Annotated in this window: 27 protein-coding genes; 21 read left to right on the forward strand and 6 right to left on the reverse strand. The window is 53.0% G+C overall.

Annotated elements, in window-relative coordinates:
* Window positions 1-114: 114 nt before the first annotated feature.
* Both BM231_RS19600 and BM231_RS19605 read left to right on the forward strand, forming a co-directional pair.
* Complete coding sequence (locus BM231_RS19600; RefSeq protein ID WP_159437975.1) at window positions 115-525, forward strand: helix-turn-helix domain-containing protein; 411 nt, start codon at window positions 115-117, stop codon at window positions 523-525.
* Window positions 509-1,255 carry a DUF6456 domain-containing protein gene (locus BM231_RS19605; RefSeq protein ID WP_093522026.1) on the forward strand — a complete coding sequence of 249 codons (747 nt, stop codon included), beginning with the start codon at window positions 509-511 and terminating at the stop codon, window positions 1,253-1,255. The genes BM231_RS19600 and BM231_RS19605 overlap by 17 nt, the downstream gene beginning before the upstream one ends.
* Here the strand turns inward: BM231_RS19605 and BM231_RS19610 are convergent.
* Complete coding sequence (locus BM231_RS19610) at window positions 1,218-1,649, reverse strand: SufE family protein (protein ID WP_093522028.1); 432 nt, start codon at window positions 1,647-1,649, stop codon at window positions 1,218-1,220. The two genes, BM231_RS19605 and BM231_RS19610, sit on opposite strands and share 38 nt — an antisense overlap.
* Before the next feature lie 146 nt (window positions 1,650-1,795).
* Window positions 1,796-2,380 (reverse strand): DUF5330 domain-containing protein, encoded by a 585-nt coding sequence (locus BM231_RS19615; protein WP_093522030.1) that lies wholly within the window; start codon window positions 2,378-2,380, stop codon window positions 1,796-1,798.
* Window positions 2,381-2,999: 619 nt separating this feature from the next.
* Between BM231_RS19615 and BM231_RS19620 the strand changes: the two genes are divergently transcribed.
* Entirely contained in the window at window positions 3,000-3,788 is a 789-nt protein-coding gene (locus BM231_RS19620; protein WP_208860517.1) for a peptidoglycan-binding domain-containing protein, read from the forward strand.
* Between the two features lie 33 nt (window positions 3,789-3,821).
* Window positions 3,822-4,208: a DUF1491 family protein gene (locus BM231_RS19625; protein ID WP_093522034.1), complete on the forward strand. Its 387-nt coding sequence runs from the start codon at window positions 3,822-3,824 to the stop codon at window positions 4,206-4,208.
* Here the strand turns inward: BM231_RS19625 and BM231_RS19630 are convergent.
* On the reverse strand, window positions 4,182-4,838 hold the full coding sequence (locus BM231_RS19630; RefSeq protein ID WP_208860518.1) for a hypothetical protein: 657 nt from the start codon (window positions 4,836-4,838) through the stop codon (window positions 4,182-4,184). The genes BM231_RS19625 and BM231_RS19630 overlap by 27 nt on opposite strands.
* Before the next feature lie 388 nt (window positions 4,839-5,226).
* Here BM231_RS19630 and BM231_RS26880 point away from each other — a divergent pair, with 388 nt between their 5' ends.
* Window positions 5,227-5,427, forward strand: coding sequence for a hypothetical protein (locus tag BM231_RS26880; protein WP_139226375.1), 201 nt, complete (start codon window positions 5,227-5,229; stop codon window positions 5,425-5,427).
* Between the two features lie 55 nt (window positions 5,428-5,482).
* Complete coding sequence (locus BM231_RS19635) at window positions 5,483-6,325, forward strand: hypothetical protein (RefSeq protein WP_093522036.1); 843 nt, start codon at window positions 5,483-5,485, stop codon at window positions 6,323-6,325.
* A gap of 14 nt (window positions 6,326-6,339) precedes the next feature.
* Here the strand turns inward: BM231_RS19635 and BM231_RS19640 are convergent, their stop codons facing one another.
* Genes BM231_RS19640 through BM231_RS19650 form a run of 3 tightly spaced genes read right to left on the reverse strand, consistent with a single transcriptional unit; the run spans window position 6,340 to window position 9,862 of the window.
* Window positions 6,340-6,930, reverse strand: coding sequence for a DUF1254 domain-containing protein (locus tag BM231_RS19640; protein WP_093522038.1), 591 nt, complete (start codon window positions 6,928-6,930; stop codon window positions 6,340-6,342).
* Window positions 6,927-7,628 (reverse strand): DUF1214 domain-containing protein, encoded by a 702-nt coding sequence (locus BM231_RS19645; RefSeq protein ID WP_063293242.1) that lies wholly within the window; start codon window positions 7,626-7,628, stop codon window positions 6,927-6,929. Before BM231_RS19645 ends, BM231_RS19640 begins: the two co-directional genes overlap by 4 nt.
* Window positions 7,625-9,862, reverse strand: a complete 2,238-nt coding sequence (locus BM231_RS19650) for a transglycosylase domain-containing protein (RefSeq protein WP_093522040.1) — start codon at window positions 9,860-9,862, stop codon at window positions 7,625-7,627. The genes BM231_RS19645 and BM231_RS19650 overlap by 4 nt, the downstream gene beginning before the upstream one ends.
* A gap of 127 nt (window positions 9,863-9,989) precedes the next feature.
* Here BM231_RS19650 and BM231_RS19655 point away from each other — a divergent pair, with 127 nt between their 5' ends.
* The 15 genes from BM231_RS19655 (at window position 9,990) to BM231_RS19725 (ending at window position 19,280) form a co-directional block, all read left to right on the forward strand.
* Window positions 9,990-10,469 carry a YcgN family cysteine cluster protein gene (locus BM231_RS19655; protein WP_057465880.1) on the forward strand — a complete coding sequence of 160 codons (480 nt, stop codon included), beginning with the start codon at window positions 9,990-9,992 and terminating at the stop codon, window positions 10,467-10,469.
* Between the two features lie 457 nt (window positions 10,470-10,926).
* Complete coding sequence (locus tag BM231_RS19660) at window positions 10,927-11,439, forward strand: hypothetical protein (RefSeq protein WP_093522042.1); 513 nt, start codon at window positions 10,927-10,929, stop codon at window positions 11,437-11,439.
* On the forward strand, window positions 11,417-12,703 hold the full coding sequence (locus tag BM231_RS19665; RefSeq protein WP_093522044.1) for a terminase large subunit domain-containing protein: 1,287 nt from the start codon (window positions 11,417-11,419) through the stop codon (window positions 12,701-12,703). The genes BM231_RS19660 and BM231_RS19665 overlap by 23 nt, the downstream gene beginning before the upstream one ends.
* A gap of 218 nt (window positions 12,704-12,921) precedes the next feature.
* Window positions 12,922-14,100 (forward strand): phage portal protein, encoded by a 1,179-nt coding sequence (locus BM231_RS19670; protein ID WP_093522046.1) that lies wholly within the window; start codon window positions 12,922-12,924, stop codon window positions 14,098-14,100.
* On the forward strand, window positions 14,093-14,281 hold the full coding sequence (locus BM231_RS19675) for a hypothetical protein (protein WP_063293237.1): 189 nt from the start codon (window positions 14,093-14,095) through the stop codon (window positions 14,279-14,281). Before BM231_RS19670 ends, BM231_RS19675 begins: the two co-directional genes overlap by 8 nt.
* Before the next feature lie 51 nt (window positions 14,282-14,332).
* Window positions 14,333-14,512: a hypothetical protein gene (locus tag BM231_RS19680; RefSeq protein WP_093522048.1), complete on the forward strand. Its 180-nt coding sequence runs from the start codon at window positions 14,333-14,335 to the stop codon at window positions 14,510-14,512.
* 25 nt (window positions 14,513-14,537) lie between these two features.
* Entirely contained in the window at window positions 14,538-14,963 is a 426-nt protein-coding gene (locus BM231_RS19685) for an HK97 family phage prohead protease (RefSeq protein WP_093522050.1), read from the forward strand.
* Between the two features lie 83 nt (window positions 14,964-15,046).
* The gene (locus BM231_RS19690; RefSeq protein ID WP_093522052.1) at window positions 15,047-16,378 is read left to right on the forward strand and encodes a phage major capsid protein; all 1,332 of its coding nucleotides are present in this window, start codon (window positions 15,047-15,049) and stop codon (window positions 16,376-16,378) included.
* Window positions 16,379-16,410: 32 nt separating this feature from the next.
* Entirely contained in the window at window positions 16,411-16,983 is a 573-nt protein-coding gene (locus BM231_RS19695) for a head-tail connector protein (protein WP_093522054.1), read from the forward strand.
* Window positions 16,980-17,318, forward strand: a complete 339-nt coding sequence (locus BM231_RS19700; RefSeq protein ID WP_093522056.1) for a phage head closure protein — start codon at window positions 16,980-16,982, stop codon at window positions 17,316-17,318. The genes BM231_RS19695 and BM231_RS19700 overlap by 4 nt, the downstream gene beginning before the upstream one ends.
* On the forward strand, window positions 17,305-17,712 hold the full coding sequence (locus BM231_RS19705; RefSeq protein ID WP_208860520.1) for a DUF3168 domain-containing protein: 408 nt from the start codon (window positions 17,305-17,307) through the stop codon (window positions 17,710-17,712). The genes BM231_RS19700 and BM231_RS19705 overlap by 14 nt, the downstream gene beginning before the upstream one ends.
* Window positions 17,713-17,736: 24 nt before the next feature.
* A complete protein-coding gene (locus BM231_RS19710) occupies window positions 17,737-18,153 on the forward strand; it encodes a phage major tail protein, TP901-1 family (protein ID WP_093522058.1) in 417 nt (138 codons plus the stop codon).
* 10 nt (window positions 18,154-18,163) lie between these two features.
* Window positions 18,164-18,514 (forward strand): gene transfer agent family protein, encoded by a 351-nt coding sequence (locus BM231_RS19715; RefSeq protein ID WP_093522060.1) that lies wholly within the window; start codon window positions 18,164-18,166, stop codon window positions 18,512-18,514.
* Window positions 18,511-18,738, forward strand: a complete 228-nt coding sequence (locus BM231_RS19720) for a phage tail assembly chaperone (RefSeq protein WP_093522062.1) — start codon at window positions 18,511-18,513, stop codon at window positions 18,736-18,738. The genes BM231_RS19715 and BM231_RS19720 overlap by 4 nt, the downstream gene beginning before the upstream one ends.
* On the forward strand, window positions 18,735-19,280 hold the full coding sequence (locus BM231_RS19725; RefSeq protein ID WP_093522064.1) for a phage tail tape measure protein: 546 nt from the start codon (window positions 18,735-18,737) through the stop codon (window positions 19,278-19,280). Before BM231_RS19720 ends, BM231_RS19725 begins: the two co-directional genes overlap by 4 nt.
* Window positions 19,281-19,300 lie beyond the last annotated feature (20 nt).

The raw sequence follows: 19,300 nt of genomic DNA on the forward strand, positions 1-19,300 counted from the left end.
AATCTTATCCCCCCCGAGTATCGCTAGGGCAACAATCAATTGTTCTTTGACGATAACCAATCAGTTCATTGGAGTAATTAAATGCCAAGATTTTCTGAGGGGGAGAAAAATAAGATGTCCAAGAGTCCGTGTTCGGAGTCTTCGGTTCATTCTGGACTGTTGCAAAAGCCTCTGTCAGCGGTGGACTGGATGGCCACAGGTCATGTCGCACTTGCGTTTGGTTTGAAGCCTGAGGAGCTTCACTCTGCTTCTCGTGGCTATGCAAGGGCTGCGCAAGCACGACAAGTCTCAATGTATATTCTTCACGTCTCAATGGGCATGACCCTGTCCCAAGCAGGTGCAGTCTTTGGTCGTGACAGGACAACCGCAGCTCATGCCTGCAAGGTTGTTGAAGATTTAAGAGAAGATCCAAGATTTGATGCCGTCCTCTCTGAGATAGAGGGCCAGCTGTCGGCCTCTGTTGCCAGTGCCCGCATGCATTCTTCTCTGAGCTCAGGAGGTCAATCTGATGCCTACACAGCCTGAGGAAGCAGTATCTGAAATGCAACTCATCAAGTTCTGTAAAGGGCTCGCAGTTGCAAAGAAGCATGCGGAACCTAAGGGGGATGCTAAAGCTGTTTTATCGCGTGCAATGGCCCTGTCGCTGGTTGCTTCCCATGCGGAGGGCTACCAGTTGACCAAAGAAGGCAAAAGCTGGTTGCGGCGAAAATTGAGCCAAGGAGGATTGGAGACTCAATCCAAAACGGAGCAATCTCAGATCAACACCATCAACTCAGAAAGCCCGCTCGCCTGGCTAAAGAGTAGAAAAGACAAAACAGGGAGAGGTTACATCTCCGAACTGCAATTTGAAGCAGGTGAGCGATTAAGAGAAGACTTCACCTACGCGCAACTTTGGGGAACCGTTAGATCGAACTGGCGCACTGAGCAATCATCACGATCGAGTACCAAGGTAGATGATGTATCCGACAGCGTTTACGATGCCAGAGATCGCCTTCAAAGAGCTCTCTCAACTGTCGGACCGGAGCTCTCCGGCGTTCTCATGGATGTATGCTGTTTCTTGAAGTCTCTGAAACAGGTAGAGAGCGAACGCCAATGGCCACAACGAACGGCTAAGATTGTTCTGGGGTTGGCGCTAGATCGACTTGCTACACATTACGGTTCGTCTCGTAATCGTGCGGTCGGTCCCAAAAACGCTCAGATGGCGAGCTGGGCAGCGTCTAATTCTGAGTTAGAGCTGCAGACGCATCATCCTTGATACGCTGAACCATGGAGCTCAGCCCATTGGAACGCTGAGGCGTCAGATGTTCTTTGAGGCCAATCTTGCCAAATATGCTTTCGATGTCCGTTGCAAGAATTTCCTTTGCAGAAACACCGGAGTATTGCGCAAGAACGATAGCAACAAGACCGCGAACAATGTGGGCGTCGCTGTCTCCCTTATAGAATAGGATTGGGCCTTTATCGGTATCTTCCTGAATGTTCTTCGAAAGCCAGACTTGAGAAACACAGCCATGAACGCGGTTTTCCTCACTGCGTTCATCATCTGTCAGAGGTTCAAGTTCTCGGCCCAGCTCGATGACATAGCGATAGCGGTCTTCCCAGTCTTCGAGGAATTCAAAGCCTTCCAGAATATCAGCGATCGCAGTGGTCATAATACTATTCTTTCACTCAGGGTTTTGCAGGCGTTTCTACCGTGCCAATCGGTCAGGGGCAATACGATTGGATTCAAAATATAAAACGGCCCACACCCCAAGCAAGAGTATAGGCCGTAAAAGGCTCAGTATTATGGAGATTGGTCTTAATTCCGGCCGTAATAAAGCGGATTAGGACGCGGCAACGGCACAGCAGCAACCGGAGTTGCATAGATTGGCTGAACTTCAGCAAACAGACCTTGTTCAGATGGATCTGCCTGCGCAGAACTGTTCTGTTGCTGGTCTTGATTGAGCTGCCATGGTATGTCCCGATCAGCTGAACTAAGTGTACCGGAATGTGCAGGCTCGTCAGATGGGCTTGTAAGGCTCGGCAGCAACTGGCCAGCTGCAACCTCATCAAACGGAATAGCTTCGATAGCATCTTGCGCTGAAGGCAGAGCAGCAAACTTTGTGGGTTGCAGGTCTTCCGCCTCACTGTCACTGAGGTAATTGTAAGTGAGCCTAGCAGCTTCTTTTGCCTTTAATCCGACGAGCGTGATGACAGAGCCACCCATCTCGCAGGCATTCGGATTGCGATCGCAAAAGCCACCGAGGTCCTTCACTGTGGATTGCGCAGCAAGATAAACCTGAACGATCCCAATAGATGGTGCATCTTCATCGCTACCAGTTCCGATTGGAAGCAGAAGCAATACAAGTCCGATCCAAAATGTAGTTCTAAGCAAAAAGAACATTGGTTTCGCCCGTGGGTTTCAATTGCGCCGAAGAGGCCGACAACTTTTAGATAGTCACTTAACTTGTTGAAACTATAGGGTTTACTCTCAAATATAACATATATTGTTCTCAATAAAATTGAATCAAATTTTATGTAAATTTGAAAACTACTGAAATTTATGGCTATTTTTCGTCTTTATGAATTTTCGGAAACCGTGCCTATGATTAATAAAAGGTGTAGAAAAAGTGTCCCAGCGGCGTCTCGTTGAAGTGAAAAAGCCACCAAATGAGGCTCACAATTAAAACTCAAAAGTGCATATAAGAGCTTTTTTAAGCAAAACTTGATAGAAACAGTAGGCTTGGAAAACTGAAAGAGAGCCCAATTTAACCCAAGGTTTTATGGTTGTTCTCAGTGGGCAGAGATCTATTCAAAGTGGACTTGCTGAGGTGAGGGCGATATCTCTAACCTCTCAGGAAGGCACCAGTTAGAATTGGTGGTGACCGAGTACTCGGGTAACACATGAATTGCGTTGAAAGAGGTAGTGCTTGATGGTGGGGCGAAAGCCAAACGGTAAAAAAGCGAGCAAAGGTGGAGCCCGTAGGGGGGCTGCACAAACGCAGCCTGATGGTGATTACCAAATGCACGTAGATTATGACGAAGACGGTGTTTTCTATGAAAATGGCGAAGTCGATCATGCTGCTGTTGCAAACGCTGCCTCCAAAAAGTCCGCTGGCATGAACAAGCTTTCAACGCTGGTGTTGTTAGGTTTTGTTGGTATGGCATCACTGATCGCGGTTAATGCAGCCTTTTTGCAAGATGCCAAGCATCCCTCTCCAATGATCGCCACTCGGATCTCTCAAAGCCAGTTAGACAGCTCAGAACTTGTAAGAGCAACTCAAAGATTGAGGCAGCAAGAGCTGGTCGCTGAAGTGCAAAAGGAGTTGCGTCGTTTAGGTGTCTACCCGGGCAGCCTTGATGGCCAATTCGGTCCTGCAACAGAGCGTGCGGTCCGTGCTTATCAAAGACAGCGGGCGATGAGTGAAAACGGGCAGGTGACTGAAGCACTGCTCGCACGACTTACAATGGACTTTGACGCGTTTACGCCTTCCCCCAATACTGCAGCTGCCGAAGGTGCTGAGATTCCTATCCCTCGGGCAAGCCCTGAGGAAATAGAGGCGCTGACGCAAAGTGGCTCTAATCTGACGCAAGTCTCGGGTCAAACGGATGCAATGACTGAGCGCATCAAGCGCCTACAAAAAACATTGGCGGACCTGGGGTATGGCCCGCTTACAGTTGATGGCATTCCAGGTGGTCAGACTGCCTCTGCAATTGCCGCATTCCAACGCGATAATGCTTTGCGGATAGATGGGCAAATGAGCGAAGCCCTCTTCTCCAAACTTGCAGCAATCAGTGGTACACGGATCTGATCACGCGACTTCTTCAATAAGAAAGACAACTTGATGCGAGTAACCTCTGAATTCTGGGTCGCTGCTTACACACGCCGGTGCTTCGCAGAAGGTGCTTTCGCAGGTATACGCCGCAAAGGTGCGCTGGAAGCCGGTGCCATCTTCATCATTGTTGATCGGTTGGACACGACCTACGACTTCTATGGTCCTGCCCCACAGTCTTTCTTTGAAGGGGAAAAGCCACTTGATCGCGAGTTTGAATGTTTGATGGAAAAGACTTCGCGAGAGGAAATTGAAGCCAAACTCGCACGCGAAGAGCGTATGGATCCTGACTTCTGGGTCGTCGAAGTGGAAGATAAGGAAGCCAGAAGCTTCCTGACACTGCCAAAAGAGCCGGGGCCTGAAGACTTATTCTCAGGCTTTAAGGGTCGCAAGTTCTGAATGGTAGTGTGAGGACCGCGTCAAAGATGTGCCCTGAGCTTTTAGTTCCCGCACTACTGTCTCAGTTGCTTCAAAAATCGTATGATAGCGCGGCTGAGAAGGCTCATCACTCCAGCTGCTGAGCAATTGACGTGCAATCTTCTTGTTAACGCCAGCAGCAGTTTTTTGCAGGTCTCTCATGTGATCCGTCTCAATGAGTGTGCCCCAAAACCGTACAAGCAGCTGATCAATAAGGCGCGAAGAGAAACCAAGACCAACGAGCATGACAATGAACCCGTCTGGAGAAGAATGCGTGCAGCATTGATGAACCTGATCTGGAGACATGCGGCAGGCTTGAGCCAGCTGACCAACCATGCTCGTGTGGCCGTACTTTAATCCCCGAAGCGTAAGCTCTTGCGCCTCATTCTCCGTCAGGGCGTCGACCGCGTCATCTGAAGCTGAAGCATCTGTCAGGCTTGCTGAAAGGTCTTTGTATGATGAGATCGGCGCGCTGTCTAGGAAGAGGCCAACCAGATCTTCTACAAGCTCATCAGAGGAACTGGCTGGATGTGAAGGGGCAACGGTACTCTTGGAATTGAGAGCAACGTATTCTCCAATCATCTGGTCATGGTCATTTGCAAGAGCTTTCATCACGGCCTCCGGAGCATGAGAGATTGGGCACAACAGATGCGCTACCTTCAGTCGACTTGCCCTGGTGGCTGATGACAGGTGTTGCAGCGCTAACTCCTCATACATATGAGAGCTTGCATGAGAGTGGCCGGTTTGAGCAAAAGCCTCTGTTGCTGCAATTAAGAGTTGAGACCTGTCTTCCATGAGTGAAGGAACCTGTATACGCAAAACAATGATTTATCGATGTTTTTCGCATTCGCCAGAAAAACGCAGCGATACATATGACATCGAATAGAATTACTAGCTAAATTTAGGAGCAAATGCTTTACAGCTCATTAACTGAAACTCCGCTTAACTGGGAGCTAGAAGAACCACGAAACTGACCCGTAAATGTGCCAGAGGACAAGCAATGGGTACACTTCATGATCTCGTGACTGAGCGGTCTCGCAGGCAGCCCTTGCAGATACGTAGAGGCTTTGACCGTCAGGTTTCATCTGCCCAGATCCATATCTTCCCAGGTGTTTACAAAATGCCGTCGGGACTGGCCTGTGGGAGCAGAGTTGGCATCATTCGGGTTGTAGAAGAGCACTCGGAATACGAGAGGGACTAGCTTCCTACGTTTTTTGCCTGTATCTCCATTGCTGCAAGCAGTGGGATTGTGAGTCATGGGCAAATTCGGGAAAACAGGGTTGATCAGCAAAGGCCGCACCTTTGCGACTTGTCTCCTACTTGTGTCTTCAACCAGCCTGCTGTTGTCTGCCTGCGCCAAGCCCACTGGAGATTTTGGCCGAGCAAAGCCCAATTTCCTTCATGATCGAGTTGCGTCAGATCTGGGCATGCTCTACCGCTATTCCCAAAAGCAGGACGTTTCCAACCTCAATTTGACAGATCAGGAAAATGAACTTCGTGATCGCGGATGGACACTGGTTGTGCCGCCGGCCTCTGAGGATTGGATTGGAGCCAACAAGGCTCAGTTGGAACGCCAAGGGTTTTTGAAAGATCCTTATGCTGCGATCAATCCATCAAACTACTACGTTTATCTGCGTTCGGATAAGTACCGCTCTAGTGAAACGCGTTATACCCGCCTGATTGATGACATGAGGTCGGATCAGAAACTCCTGCTGCCGTTTTGTAAGATCGCTCGTCAGGTGCTGGTGAGTGATCATGAACGCCTTGAGGCACTGAACCGCCAAACTCAGGTGAACCCGCAGTTCGCGACGGGAGTAAAGGCGAGAGTGCGCGAGAATAAGTCCTTTGTGGATTGGGTGCTCCGTGCCACTGGTCGCCGTCTGCAGGCCTATCAGATCGCCATCAATGCGCTCGAAGTAGAAACCCCGTCTGCCCAGCAGATTTGGGATGCGAGCAAAGGCTACGAGCAGCTGCGTCGCACCTACGAAGAGCTGCCATCCAAATGCTATGCCGAAGTTAAGCGTCCGGCCGAAAAGGTTGAGAAACCGTCTCGCATCTTTACCGGATGGGGTTTAGAAAGCGCTGCTCCGCAAAAATAGCTGGAAGGTTTGCTCTAAATCTTTGGCAGATCAGAGCAAGTTGCGGATCGTAGCGCTGCTGAGATCTGTGGCAGATACGCATTGGACGGTGCAAAGGCGCGGAACAACGCAAACCCCTTCAGCTCATTCGTCTCAACCACAATCATCTCTTCCAGATCTTCTGGCGGGTTTTCGCGCAGTATCGAAAGCTGCTGTGGTGTCAACACCAGCATGCGCACTGCTTCGCCTTCAGACGTCTTGTCATTCAGACTGTAAGTCACCTGTCCCTTTTCATTAAACAGGCCAAGTGACCAGAACGGAGAGGGAGCAAATGCGTTCACAATCAGTGGCCCATTTTCGAGGGAATAACGACAGATCGCATGGCGCATAGATGGGTCGAGATCTGGCAGCGGCTCACTGCGTGGTAGGATCGGTGGCAGCATCTGAAAACTGCGGTCCGCGCCAAAGCTGCCAACGCGCTCATAAGGAGAATGCGGAACGTAAGCGGGAACGCTCAAAACAATGGCCACATGAATTATCCCCGCGACGAGCAAACCACCCATGCCCCACAAAATCCAGCGCGGGGAAATGTAAAGGTCCTGCAGTTTTTTGAGGAGATCATTCATTTGCAACTCACCAATTCAACAGCGGGCATCACTGGGGCACTCAAACCGGCACCCGTGGTATAGGGGATATCGTAAAGACGCATGGCAAACACCAGCCCGTTACTCCCCCCAGTTGGCAGCCAGTTCCCTGGCCGCGCTTCAGGCGAAACCTGAATTGCAAACGCACCTGTGTGATCCGTCAAAATGCCATGGCTATGCAAGGAGGCGCGGCCAGCATCGGTCGCAAGCAGCTCCAGCGCGTTGTTCAAAGCCGTGATGGTCCAAAGCCGGGTAGAAGGCACCTTACCCGCAATTCGGTAATTGCACTGGGGGTCTAGCGCCCGTCCGCTGTCATCAAAGGCAGCGTAAAATGCAATGCCTTCACCACTTCCAAGCGGCACTCGCCCGGTTCGTGCAAAGATCGCCGTACTGTAAGGATCACTGTCGATCGTTCCCGCATGCGGGTGTGCTACCCACACGCCACTCTCCAGTGCGCTGAACGGTGAACCTCTGTTGAGCGACAGATAAGCACTGCCTATCCCCACGATCAAAGCGATCATGATGGAGAATAAAAACGGCCCGAATGAGAAAAACGGCGCTTTGAAAAGCAATGGCGAAATATGAGGCCAAGGCTTTTGCCAGGAGGTTTCTCCATCAAAAATCTGGGTGGTTTCTGGCTCGCGAACCGCCACCAAAGGCATGTGAGGGGTGTGTGTCATCGGGTATAAGTCACATCCGCCTTTGTGTCAGAGCCCAGTTGGGCCTGCACGTTTGACTGAGAAATACTGTTGAATGGAAGTGCACGCAGCCGTTTCCCAAGCGCTTCCAGAACTTGCTGAGACGTTCTGTTGAGCAGCTCTGGCGGGCCAGTAATCTCAACATCACTAAGACCGTTTGCGGCAATAACATCCTTACCTTCTGGCGGCTCCACACCGGGCATAGCTTTTAGCTCCAACCCCTGGTGCGCATACTTCATAAAGTTGCCCCAGGTCATCGCAGGTAAGCTACCACCGGTCATGCGGCGCGAGGAAGAAAAGTCATCGTTTCCATACCAGACCGCAGCCGCAAGATTGCCTGTGTATCCAATAAACCAGGCGTCACGATAGGCCTGCGTTGTGCCCGTCTTTCCTGCCGCAGTTATTCCCTCCAGCCGGGCGCGTCGTCCAGTGCCGCGTTCCACCACGTTTACCAGGATGTCATTCATCATCGCCACCTTATCAAACGGCAGAATGCGCAGAGAAGGGCCAGCATCACGGTCATGATTGTAAAGCAACTCACCTTTGGAGTTGCGCAACTCTAAGACGGCGTAAGGATCAACCTTCTTCCCGCCAGCTGCGAAAGCCGCATAGGAACTTGTCATATCCAGAACCGTCACTTCAGAGACACCAAGCGGCATCGCGCGTGTAATCCGCAGCTCGCTGTTGATGCCCATCATATAGGCTGTGGTTGCAATCTTATCGCGCCCGATGGCTTGTGCCAGACGAACAGGAATGGTGTTGATTGACTTGGTCAAGGCCGTTTTCAGCGTCACGGCGCCCGCATAGCTGCGGGTATAATTGCGTGGGCTCCAGCCGCCGATGTTGACCGGACGATCGGGGACAACACTCTCGCTTTCATATCCATTCAGGAAGGCCGTCATATACACAAATGGTTTGAAAGATGAACCTGGCTGGCGAAGTGCATCTGTCGCTCTGTTGAACTGGCTTTCATCATAATCACGCCCACCAACCATAGAGCGCACAGCGCCTTCGGTGGTGATAACTGTCATGGCTGCTTCTTCAACGCCGTAACGTTTGCCGTATTGGCGCAAGGTGCTTTCGATTTGGTTGGTAGCTTCCCGCTGCAGGCCCGGATCAAGCGTGGTGCGAACGGAAATAACTCTGTCATTACTGAGCTCCGGGTACTGTTCCGCTAGGTCTTTCACCTGCTCGAACGCCCAATCGAGGAAGTGATCCGGAGCCTGACTTTTGCTCCGGTCAATCGCCTCGGCCGGATTACGCCGGGCGCCAATAACTTGTCCCTCAGTCATGAAGCCAGCTTGCACGATATTCGTCAGCACCTCATTGGCGCGGGCACGGGCCGAGGGCAGGTTTTTATGCGGGGCATACTTGGAAGGGGCCTTATAAAGCCCTGCTAACATTGCAGCTTCTGCCAGCGAAATTTCGCGTACGTCTTTGCCGAAGTAAAATTCTGAAGCGGCTGCAACGCCAAATGTCCCGCCACCCATATAGGCGCGATCGAGGTATAATTTGAGAATTTCTCGCTTCGTCAGGTTCATCTCAAGCCATAAGGCGAGATAAGCCTCTTTGATTTTGCGTTGTAATGTGCGTTCGTTTGAAAGGAACAGGTTTTTTGCGAGCTGCTGTGTAATCGACGAGCCACCCTGCACAACAGAACGTGCTTTTATGTTGGCAACCATGGCGCGGAAGGTACCAACAAAGTCAATTCCCAAGTGATCAAAAAACCGTCTGTCCTCGGTAGCAAGAGTGGCCTGGATCACGTGATCAGGAATTTCATCCAGCGGAATTTTGTCGTTCAGCAAAATGCCACGTTTACCGATCGGGTTCCCGAACCGGTCAAAAAAGCTGACAGAAAAGTCAGAGGTGGTTTTCCAGTCAGAGCGTTCCGTTGCTTTAAAGGCGGGCTGCGCGAAGGTCAGCACAATCAGAAAGCCGAACGCGCAATAGGTCAGCCCTTCAGAAGCAAGCCCTGCAACAAACTTGGAGGGACCGCGTAGAGAGAACCGGCGCATGAAGGCCGAGTACTCACGAAAGAAGACCCCAAGAAACTGGGAGGTGTGCCAAAGCGCAGAATCCAGCCATGCATCGGTTGCAAGCATCCGCTGAGATAGATCCTGAAGGGTAAAAGATCGCTCCTTACCCTTTTTTTTCACATTTTCAGCAGAATTTTCCGTGACATTCTGCTTTTCGCTGTTATCAGAGTTCTCTTCCAAACTGATTACCCGTAGTACCGGTCACTCCCCTGAATGCGCAAAGGGGGACAATGAACCAAACCGAAGAACTAGCTAAGCGACATCCTCGCGATATTCCCATCGGAATTTTGCAATGAGAACGACATAAATGGTATCCGTAAACTCTGAGAGTCATCGCCCTTTCTGGCAGACCAAAACCCTAGATGAGATGACCCATGAAGAATGGGAGTCTCTCTGTGATGGATGTGGACGCTGCTGTCTGAACAAGCTTGAAGATTGGGACACAGGCGCAATCTACTGGACAAACGTCGCGTGCACTCTGCTGGATGGAACCACATGTAGGTGCAAAAACTATGAACAGCGCTTCGACACTGTGCCCGATTGCGTACAGCTTTCGCCGGAAACTGTAAGAACTTTGAAATGGTTACCGCCAACATGTGCGTATCGTCTAATCCGTGAGGGCAGGGATCTGTACTGGTGGCATCCGCTTGTTTCAAAAGATCCGCAGAGCGTGCATGACGCCGGAATCTCAGTCCAAGACAAAACCATCAGCGAAGATGGAATGGAGCCAGAAGAGTTCGAAAACTATCTCGTCGACTGGCCGGATGAGGAATACACCAAAGACTGATCCTGCAAAATATGTTTATTTTCAATTACTTCTCCACAGGTGAGAAGCGGGTATAAGTCAAAATTCAAAGCAATTGTAAAGCCAGCGCAGTGCCTCAGGGCCTGCGCTTTTTTGAATGTCTCATCAAAGCCTTACAGCTTTCTTTATTTAAAGTTGAACGAGTTTCAATCCTAACGTGAAACGGGGATAAGTGTCCATGCCTCTTTGGGTGACTTGGCTTAGGAATATAATCTTGACAGCGCACCGTTGTTTTGATAGGGTTTGGGCATGCTAGAGAAAGTGTGACGGTGCCTGCAGAGGCAATTCAACTCTTTCTATCTGCACTACATTTTAGAGAATTTACCAGCTGCTCCTTGTCTCAATGGGCGGCTTTTTTTGTGCCTAAAGCGTATCGCCGAAAAGTGGGTACCGGTTTTCGAACAACGATACGCAAACAGCTTTAGCGGCAGGAGGAACGATGGTGGAGGAGCAAGAGCCTCAACAAGAGGATGAGCAGGCAGCACGACTGCGTGTGCCATTAGAGGTCTGGCAGGTTGTTCGCCGCATGGTGGAAGAAGAAGCCATCTCAATTGCGGATATTGCCCGCAAAACAGGCCTGCCGAGCAGCACTATTACCACCAAGATCAAACGGGAAGGATGGCTGCGGAAGTGGGAACTGGCGCAGGAGCTTGCCAGCTCTAAGCCAGAAGAACGCAAGCGCCTGATCGCTCGTCTCTATGCTGCCTTCGAAAAGCAGGTCAGCACACTGGAAGCCAAACTGAAAAAGCTAAGTGGTGATCCGCAATCAGCTGCGGGTGAGATGGATGCTACGGCAAAAGCCATTACCAGCCTCGCCAAGACGCTGGATATGTTGATCGAGCTGCAGCAAGCACACGGTGAGGACAGCACAGAAGAGGTGAGTGATGACCAGATGCGACAACAGCTTTCGCAGCGCATTGAAAGCTTGTGTGGCGCAGGGCAAACTCCATGACTTTGTAGCCACCCTGAATAAGAGTGAACTGAGTTATCTTCAATATAACTGGCAGGTGTTCGCACACGCCCATCAATGCCCGCCAGATGGAAGCTGGTCCACGTGGCTGCTCATGGGCGGACGCGGTGCAGGCAAAACCAGAGCAGGGGCAGAGTGGGTCAGAGGCAAGGTTGCAGGGGAAGCGTGGAGTGGTCCAACCGCAGGCAATATCGCTCTGGTCGGGCAAACCTATGCAGATGTGCGGGAGGTGATGATCGAGGGTGTTTCTGGTCTGCTCGCCGTCCATCCGGCAAGTCAGAAGCCTCAGTGGAATCCAAGCCGTCGCAGGTTGGAATGGGCGAACGGAGCTGTTGCGCGGGCATTCTCCTCAGAGGATCCGGAAGCGCTGCGCGGCCCTCAATTTGACGCCGCCTGGTGTGATGAAGCAGGCAAGTGGAGCAATGCGACCCAGACCTTTGATATGCTCCAGTTCGGTCTGCGTCTGGGGATGCAGCCACAGCAATTGGTGACGACAACGCCTAAGTCGACTCCGCTATTGAAACTGCTGCTGCAGGATAAAGGCACTGTGGTGACCAAGGCTGGCACGAAAGCGAATGCCGCCTTTCTGGCAGAGGTTTTTCTGCAACAAATGACAGAGCGGTATGGCGGCACACGGCTCGGTAGGCAGGAGCTGGATGGCGAGCTGATTGAAGACCGGGAAGATGCGTTGTTCGCCCGTAAATGGTTTGAGATGGGCCGGGTAAGAGATGTGCCTGAACTTCAGCGCATCGTGGTTGCTGTGGACCCGCCAGCCACATCGGGCAGGACTGCAGATTCCTGTGGCATCGTTGCAGCAGGTACCACAGAGGCAGGCGACCTGTATGTCTTGCGAGACCGAACCGCACAAGGCCTGCGACCCGCCTTATGGGCTGAACATGCCATCAAGCTCTATCATGAGCTGGAGGCCGACTGCCTGCTAGCGGAGGTCAATCAGGGCGGTGAGATGGTGCATGAGGTCATTGAAAGTGTTGATGCCAGCGTGCCGGTAAAGTCCGTCCACGCGACAAAAAGCAAACGCCGCAGAGCTGAGCCGGTCGCCCTGCTATACGAGCAAGGGCGCGTTCATCACTGCGGTGTTTTTCCTGAGTTGGAAGATGAACTCTCCGACTTTGGAGTTGGTGGACTGAGCAACGGAAGATCACCCGATCGGCTGGATGCACTGGTTTGGGCCATGACAGAACTCAACCGCCGCCCGGCAGGCAAACCACGCCTGCGCAAACTGTAAAAACACTAATAATCTGAAGGGTTAGCTCGTAAATTTGAATCTGTTTGTGAGGATTAGCCCTCCGTGTATCGCCGAAAAGTGGGAACCGGTTTTCGGATAAGGATACGCGAGAAAATGAGTTAAAGCTGTTTATCAAGGCAGACCAAAAGCAAACAGCTTTTGTGCACTCAAATACATGAATCAAAACATTAAGTTAGAGCGAAAAGGACTCTGATCTCATGGGGTTACGCAGACTTCTTGATTCAGTTTTTTCACCAGTAACTGAGCAAAAGGCATCACGAGCAAAATCCGTCGCCTTTATGCGGTTTGGTGAAGGGGCCGCCTGGACCCCGCGCAACTATGAATCACTTATAAACCAAGGGTATTTACGAAACCCTATTGCCTACAGATGCGTGCGCCTTATCTCGGAGGCTGCCGCAAACGTGTCCCTCACTGTGAAGGTCGGCGATGAAGAGCTGGAAGCCCATCCCTTGATGGAACTTCTGAACAAGCCCACTCGCATGCAAACACGGCGCTCGTTTCTGGAGGAGGTCTACGGCTTCCTGCTGGTCTCCGGCAATGCGTATGTGGAGGCTGTCTCGCTGGAGGGCGCACCGCGTGAGCTTCATGCCCTGCGCCCGGACCGTATGAAGGTGCTGGTGGATGAGGCTGGCTGGGTGGAGGCCTACGAGTATCAGGTAGCCGGTCGCAAAGTGGAGCTGCGCAAAGCACCAGGCGATAAGCTCCAACCCGTCCTGCACATCAAGCTCTTCAATCCGCTCAACGACCACTACGGCTTTGCGCCCATTGAGGCCGCGCAGATTGCTCTTGATATCCATAATGCCGCCGGAGACTGGAACAAATCACTGCTTGACAACGCGGCTTGCCCGACGGGGGCGTTGGTCTATGGCGCAGGCGATGCTATGAATATGACCGACGACCAGTTCCACCGCCTTAAGGAAGAGTTGGAAAGCTCCTATCAGGGGGCGAGGAATGCAGGCCGCCCCATGTTGCTGGAAGGCGGGCTCGACTGGAAGCAGATGGGCATGTCCCCCAAAGATATGGACTTCATTGAGCTGAAGAATGTCGCTGCCCGCGAAATTGCACTGGCCTTCGGCGTGCCGCCCATGCTGCTCGGCATTCCGGGAGACAACACCTATGCCAACTATCAGGAAGCCAACCGCGCCTTCTGGCGCTTGACGGTCGTGCCGCTCGCCGCACGGGTTCTCTCCGAGCTCTCCAACTGGCTCTCTGCTGCTTATGAGGAGCAGGTCACGCTGGAGCTGGATCTCGATGCAGTAGAAGCGCTGGCGCAGGAACGCAAAGCACTGTGGGATCGCATCACCGCAGCAGACTTCCTCTCCCGCGATGAAAAGCGCATCGCCGTTGGATATGGGGCGGAGGGTAAAGATGAATGAGTTACTGGCAGCGCTCGCTGCAAAAGGAGATCTCGCCCATGTGGCGCTCGGTGCCTGGGCAGGCACGTCCACATCACTGCTCTTGTGGGCACTAAAGCAAGTCATCCGGTTCAATCGCAGGTTCGAGGAGTTCATGAGTGAACTGGAAAAACTCAACCAGTTGCTGCGTATGGATCCTTGAAAACCGGGTACTCTGACTATTGAGATAATTTGAAAGGTTGAAGGTGAAGCCTTGACCCAAAATTACAAAACACAAGCCGTGCCCGTTGAGCAAAAACAACAGCCAACTCAGCGCGGCAATGAAGCCCCTGTACAGACCTTCGCCAACTTCACCAAGGCACTCGCCGGAGCATTGGTGGAACGACGCGCGGCAAAGTCGGAGGGAGCAAACTCCGGCAGAAAAAGCAATTGAAAGCTCGCTAAGGGAGGCAATCAATTTGAACACAGATCACCCCATCGCCATTGAGGGCTACGCCAGCCGGTTTGAACTAAGCGATCAGGGCGGCGATGTCATGCGCAAAGGTGCATTTCAAAGCACGCTGCAAAAGCAAAAGCTCACGGATGTAAAAATGCTCTGGCAGCATGACCCGTCCCACCCCATCGGCAAGTGGCTACACATTCAGGAGGACAGCATCGGCCTGTTTGTGAAGGGCTTGCTCTATCCGGGCATCACGCAGGGCCGGCAAGCCATCGCCATGGTGCAAACGGGTATACTGGATGGATTGTCCATTGGCTTCAAAACCCGCCGCGCCCAGCGCAACAGCAAAACCGGCAGACGGGATGTACTGGCGGTAGACCTCTGGGAAATCTCTCTGGTTACGTTCCCGCTGCTGCCATCAGCACGCCTGACCGTGGTCTCCTGAAGTTCCTGATTAATTGAAAGTACGATCTGTGGTCCCAATTGGCACCGCAGTTTTTTTATATGCTTTATGAGGAAAATAATCCTATGAAAAATACATACAATCCCGCATTAGAGACCAAAGACTTCGCACGGGAAGCTGCAGGAAAATCAGCTCATCCCGCACTTTCTGGCCCGGCAACAGGGCAGTTTGTGTCTGGAATGGAGGCTTCCGGCAGCTTCAACCAGCTAAACCACGCTTATTCCGAATACACCCAGACCAACGACATGCGTCTGGCCGAGTTAGAACAAAAATCCAGCTCTGACGTGCTCCTGGATGAAAAACTGGCCCGACTGGACGAGATCATTGATGGTCAGCTGCGCCATCTGAACGAACTCCAACTCAAATCCCAGCGCTTGCCGCGGTCAACGCCAGAAACCACAGGCGGCCCATCAGCTGAAGTTGAACATAAATCCGCGTTTGAGACCTATATGCGTGACGGACAGGAAACCCACCTCAAAGCGCTGGAACAAAAGGCCATGTCCTCTGGCACTGCTGCTGATGGCGGGTATCTGGTGCCGGAGCAACTGGAAACGGACATCCTGCGCCGCATCACGGCTCTGTCCCCCATCCGCTCCATCGCCTCCAATCGCAAAATCTCAGGTGCATCCTACCGCCGTCCCGTTGTAACGGTGAACCCGGATGCGGACTGGGAAGGCGAAACCGACGCTCGTAGCACTCCCACAAATGCAATGAAGTTTGAGATGCGAGAGGTGAAGATCTTCGAGCTTTCCGCTCTGCCAGCCGTCACCCAAACCCTGTTGGATGATGCAGCCGTCAACATCGGTGAAATTCTGGCAGAAGAGGTGGAAACGGTCTTTGCAGAAAAGGAATCGGCAGCTTTCCTCAATGGCAACGGCACCAGTCAGCCGCAAGGGCTGCTCAAGGGCACAATTCACGGCACACTGGATGATACAGGCCTCTCCATCGGGTCCATCAAAACAGGGCAGGCAGGGGCGTTTCCCTCTTCCAATGGAAGCGATCTGCTGATCTCGCTGATTTACGGTGTTAAAACCGCTATCCGTCGCAACGCCCGCTTCCTCTTCAATCGCAGAACACAGGCGGCCATCCGCAAGCTGAAGGACGGGCAGGGCAACTACATCTGGCAACCACCCGCAGCTGCCGGCGCTGACCCAAGCCTCATGGGCTTCCCGGTCACTGAAGCTGAACACATGCCGGATATGACCGCAGCCTCAGATCCCTACGCCATCGCGTTTGGTGACTTCCACCGCGGCTACATGGTGGTGGACCGTGTCGGTATCTCTGTTCTGCGTGACCCATACACCAGCAAACCGAACGTGCTGTTTTACATCACCAAACGCGTCGGCGGCGGCATCATGGATTTCGATGCCTACAAACTGCTGAACTTCAGCGCTTAATCATCTTCATCAACAATCGAGGAGGGGCCGCCGTGACGGCTATACTCACAGTGCCACCGGCTCTGGAGCCGGTTTCGCTCGCCCAGGCGCATGCTCAGCTCAGGGTCTCCCACACCCACGAGGATGATCTGATCCTACGTCTGATCAAAGCCGCGCGGGAGCAAGTGGAGACCCTCACACGGCGGGCTCTTATCGATCAGGAGTGGCGACTGCTTCTGGATGATCTTTCACCAGACCGCCTGATCCGCCTGCCGGTTGCACCCGTCGCCCAGATCCTGCAGGTCTACACCTATGATACGGAAGGCAACCAACAACTGGTGCCAGCTTCAAACTATCAGTCGGATCTTGCTGGGAACCCCGCCCGCCTGCGCTTTAAGGCTGGCGCCATCGGGCCTCTGCGTGACCTTAACGGCATCGAGATTGACTTCAAAGCAGGCTATGGTGTGGCGGCAACTGCCGTCCCTGCTGGTTTGCAAACTGCGATCCTGATGCTGGTTGGCTTCTGGTATGAGCGCCGCTCCATGCTGGAAGAAGACCGCCTTACAGGCCTCATGCCCCATGGCTTTGAGGCAGCGCTGTCTCCTTACAAGGTGCTCAGGATATGAGGGCGGCGGGCACTCTCAACGAGCCTCTGCTGCTGCTTAGGCCAGAGATCACCAACGGCACGGATGGCTCGATCACCAAAAGCTATCAGCAAGTCGCCATGGTTTGGGCGCTCGTAGAGGCATCTACTGGCTCACAGAGCACCGTGGCAGGCCGTATCGCCAGCACTTACCCACTCACGCTTACCATTCGCCGTCGTACAGATGTGGCGGAGGGGTGGCGGGTGGAGCGAGATGGACAGAGCCTCAGGGTAAAAGCAGTTCTCCCACACTCAGAGCAAGCTCCCTTCATGCAGATCCTTTGCGAGCAGGAGGAGGGCGATGATGGGGGAACTTGAATTCCGCAAAGCCCTGTTTCAGGCAATCCATGCCAAGGCCTCCCTGACACCTTATCTGGGAGATCCCAAGCGGGTGTTCGACGGCGTGCCAAGGGGGGCAGCACTACCCTATGCAACGCTGGAAGCCGTCACCACTCAATTGCTGACAGGTCATCTGGACGATGGTGGCAGGCTCACTGGCTCCATCGGCATCTACTCGCGCCATGCAGATCGGGCTCAAACTCAGGAAATCCTGCAGATCTTCAACGAGCTGCTGGAGGCTGGTGTCACGTCATCCGCTGGAACCGAGGCAGCAGGCTTGACCATGACCGAAACCAGCTGCCGCCGCCTGAGTGATGGCCGCACATGGTACGGACGCATCAAGTTCTCCGTCCTGCTGCAACAGACTGCTTAACACCAACCTTTGAGAGGAAAACAGATGGTCGCTCAGGCCGGAAAAGACCTGTTGTTGAAACTGGACACAGTGGGGGACGGCACCTTTGAAAGCGTGGCAGGCTTGCGCTCAAGACGCCTCGCCCTAAATGCCACGCCCATCGATATCACCGATGCAGAAAGCACAGGTCGCTGGCGGGAGCTGCTGGCAGGGGCTTCCACCCGCCACGCCTCACTCTCTGGCAGTGGTCTGTTTCGCGATAAAGCCTCCGCAGAAAAAGTCCGCACCGCTTTCTTTGCTGGAGAGCTGCGTGCATGGCAGATAATCCTGCCCGGCTTTGGAACACTGGAAGGCCCGTTTCACTTGTCTGCATTGGAATACTCCGGCGACTACCGATCTGAAGTCACCTTCGAGATCTCGCTGGAATCCGCCGGTGCTCTCACGTTCACCCCGCTAACTTGAGGAGCATACGATGCCATCAAAAACCTATGACCGGGGCGTTAATCGCAGGCGCGGTGAAGTCCTCGCGGACCTCGGCGGTCAAAAGCACATATTGGTGCTCACACTTGGGGCTCTGGCTGAGCTGGAAGACGCGCTCAGTTGCAGCACATTGCAGCAGCTGAGCGAGCGGTTTTCCTCTGGTCAGCTGAGTGCTGCCGATATCATCAAAGTGCTGGGTGCAGGCCTTCGCGGTGGTGGATTGATCATTGAGAACGAAGAAGTTGCCGAACTCTCCCATGAAGGCGGTGTAGCAGCCCTTGCCAAGCTGGCAGGTGAGCTCCTGGTGGTCACGTTCTCTCCACCTCAGCAGTCTCAATCGTGAAGCATGAGCAATCTGAAAACCAACCGGTGCCCTGGCATGACCTGATGCACAAAGCCTGCCGGGAGCTTGGCTGGTCACCAAACACCTTCTGGCAATCAACACTGATTGAGCTGGAAATGGCCTTCATCCCGCCGGGAAACCGCAGTGCACGCACAATCACGCGGGGCGTGTTGGAGGAGCTGGTATCCCAATTTCCAGACAATGAGGACCAACAAACACCATGACAGATAGTTTTAGTGAAACGCTGAACGTAGAAGATGCACGCGAGCTGGAAACAACCATGCAGGAGGTCAATACCCTTGCCAAAGAATTCTCTTCAGAGCTTGGCAAAGGTCTGCAAAGCGCAGTCACTTCTGGCAAAGACCTGCAATCGATCCTCTCACAAGTCGCGCTCAACATGTCCAGCTCTGCTCTCAACAGTGCCTTAAAGCCGCTTGAGAACCTGCTTTCTGCCGGAATTTCATCAGCCATTGGCAATGTGGCAGGCGTAACGCCCTTTGCAAAAGGCGGTGTCGTTTCCAGCCCAACCATGTTTGCTGCAGGCAACACAGGCTTGGGGGTGATGGGAGAGGCCGGAGCAGAGGCAATCCTGCCTTTGCAGCGCGGCAATGATGGTCGTCTGGGCGTTGCCATGAATGCGGGCAACACGCAGCCCAGCGTCACAATAAATGTGGCGACACAGGATGTGCGCAGCTTTGAAAGATCTCAGGGGCAGATTGCGATGATAATGGCCCGCGCCACCGGACGGGGGCGACGCGGGCTATGACGTCGGCATTGAAGAGGAGG

Source organism: Pseudovibrio ascidiaceicola (assembly GCF_900114245.1).
Taxonomy (GTDB): domain Bacteria; phylum Pseudomonadota; class Alphaproteobacteria; order Rhizobiales; family Stappiaceae; genus Pseudovibrio; species Pseudovibrio ascidiaceicola.

What these genes read in the sequence shown, in the direction of transcription:
- BM231_RS19600 (WP_159437975.1), top strand. Translation starts at nt 115, where the DNA reads ATGTCCAAGAGTCCGTGTTCGGAGTCTTCGGTTCATTCTGGACTGTTG.
- BM231_RS19605 (WP_093522026.1), top strand. Translation starts at nt 509, where the DNA reads ATGCCTACACAGCCTGAGGAAGCAGTATCTGAAATGCAACTCATCAAG.
- BM231_RS19610 (WP_093522028.1), bottom strand. Translation starts at nt 1,649, where the DNA reads ATGACCACTGCGATCGCTGATATTCTGGAAGGCTTTGAATTCCTCGAA.
- BM231_RS19615 (WP_093522030.1), bottom strand. Translation starts at nt 2,380, where the DNA reads ATGTTCTTTTTGCTTAGAACTACATTTTGGATCGGACTTGTATTGCTT.
- BM231_RS19620 (WP_208860517.1), top strand. Translation starts at nt 3,000, where the DNA reads ATGCACGTAGATTATGACGAAGACGGTGTTTTCTATGAAAATGGCGAA.
- BM231_RS19625 (WP_093522034.1), top strand. Translation starts at nt 3,822, where the DNA reads ATGCGAGTAACCTCTGAATTCTGGGTCGCTGCTTACACACGCCGGTGC.
- BM231_RS19630 (WP_208860518.1), bottom strand. Translation starts at nt 4,838, where the DNA reads ATGAAAGCTCTTGCAAATGACCATGACCAGATGATTGGAGAATACGTT.
- BM231_RS26880 (WP_139226375.1), top strand. Translation starts at nt 5,227, where the DNA reads ATGGGTACACTTCATGATCTCGTGACTGAGCGGTCTCGCAGGCAGCCC.
- BM231_RS19635 (WP_093522036.1), top strand. Translation starts at nt 5,483, where the DNA reads ATGGGCAAATTCGGGAAAACAGGGTTGATCAGCAAAGGCCGCACCTTT.
- BM231_RS19640 (WP_093522038.1), bottom strand. Translation starts at nt 6,930, where the DNA reads ATGAATGATCTCCTCAAAAAACTGCAGGACCTTTACATTTCCCCGCGC.
- BM231_RS19645 (WP_063293242.1), bottom strand. Translation starts at nt 7,628, where the DNA reads ATGACACACACCCCTCACATGCCTTTGGTGGCGGTTCGCGAGCCAGAA.
- BM231_RS19655 (WP_057465880.1), top strand. Translation starts at nt 9,990, where the DNA reads ATGGTATCCGTAAACTCTGAGAGTCATCGCCCTTTCTGGCAGACCAAA.
- BM231_RS19660 (WP_093522042.1), top strand. Translation starts at nt 10,927, where the DNA reads ATGGTGGAGGAGCAAGAGCCTCAACAAGAGGATGAGCAGGCAGCACGA.
- BM231_RS19670 (WP_093522046.1), top strand. Translation starts at nt 12,922, where the DNA reads ATGGGGTTACGCAGACTTCTTGATTCAGTTTTTTCACCAGTAACTGAG.
- BM231_RS19675 (WP_063293237.1), top strand. Translation starts at nt 14,093, where the DNA reads ATGAATGAGTTACTGGCAGCGCTCGCTGCAAAAGGAGATCTCGCCCAT.
- BM231_RS19690 (WP_093522052.1), top strand. Translation starts at nt 15,047, where the DNA reads ATGAAAAATACATACAATCCCGCATTAGAGACCAAAGACTTCGCACGG.
- BM231_RS19700 (WP_093522056.1), top strand. Translation starts at nt 16,980, where the DNA reads ATGAGGGCGGCGGGCACTCTCAACGAGCCTCTGCTGCTGCTTAGGCCA.
- BM231_RS19705 (WP_208860520.1), top strand. Translation starts at nt 17,305, where the DNA reads ATGGGGGAACTTGAATTCCGCAAAGCCCTGTTTCAGGCAATCCATGCC.
- BM231_RS19710 (WP_093522058.1), top strand. Translation starts at nt 17,737, where the DNA reads ATGGTCGCTCAGGCCGGAAAAGACCTGTTGTTGAAACTGGACACAGTG.
- BM231_RS19715 (WP_093522060.1), top strand. Translation starts at nt 18,164, where the DNA reads ATGCCATCAAAAACCTATGACCGGGGCGTTAATCGCAGGCGCGGTGAA.
- BM231_RS19725 (WP_093522064.1), top strand. Translation starts at nt 18,735, where the DNA reads ATGACAGATAGTTTTAGTGAAACGCTGAACGTAGAAGATGCACGCGAG.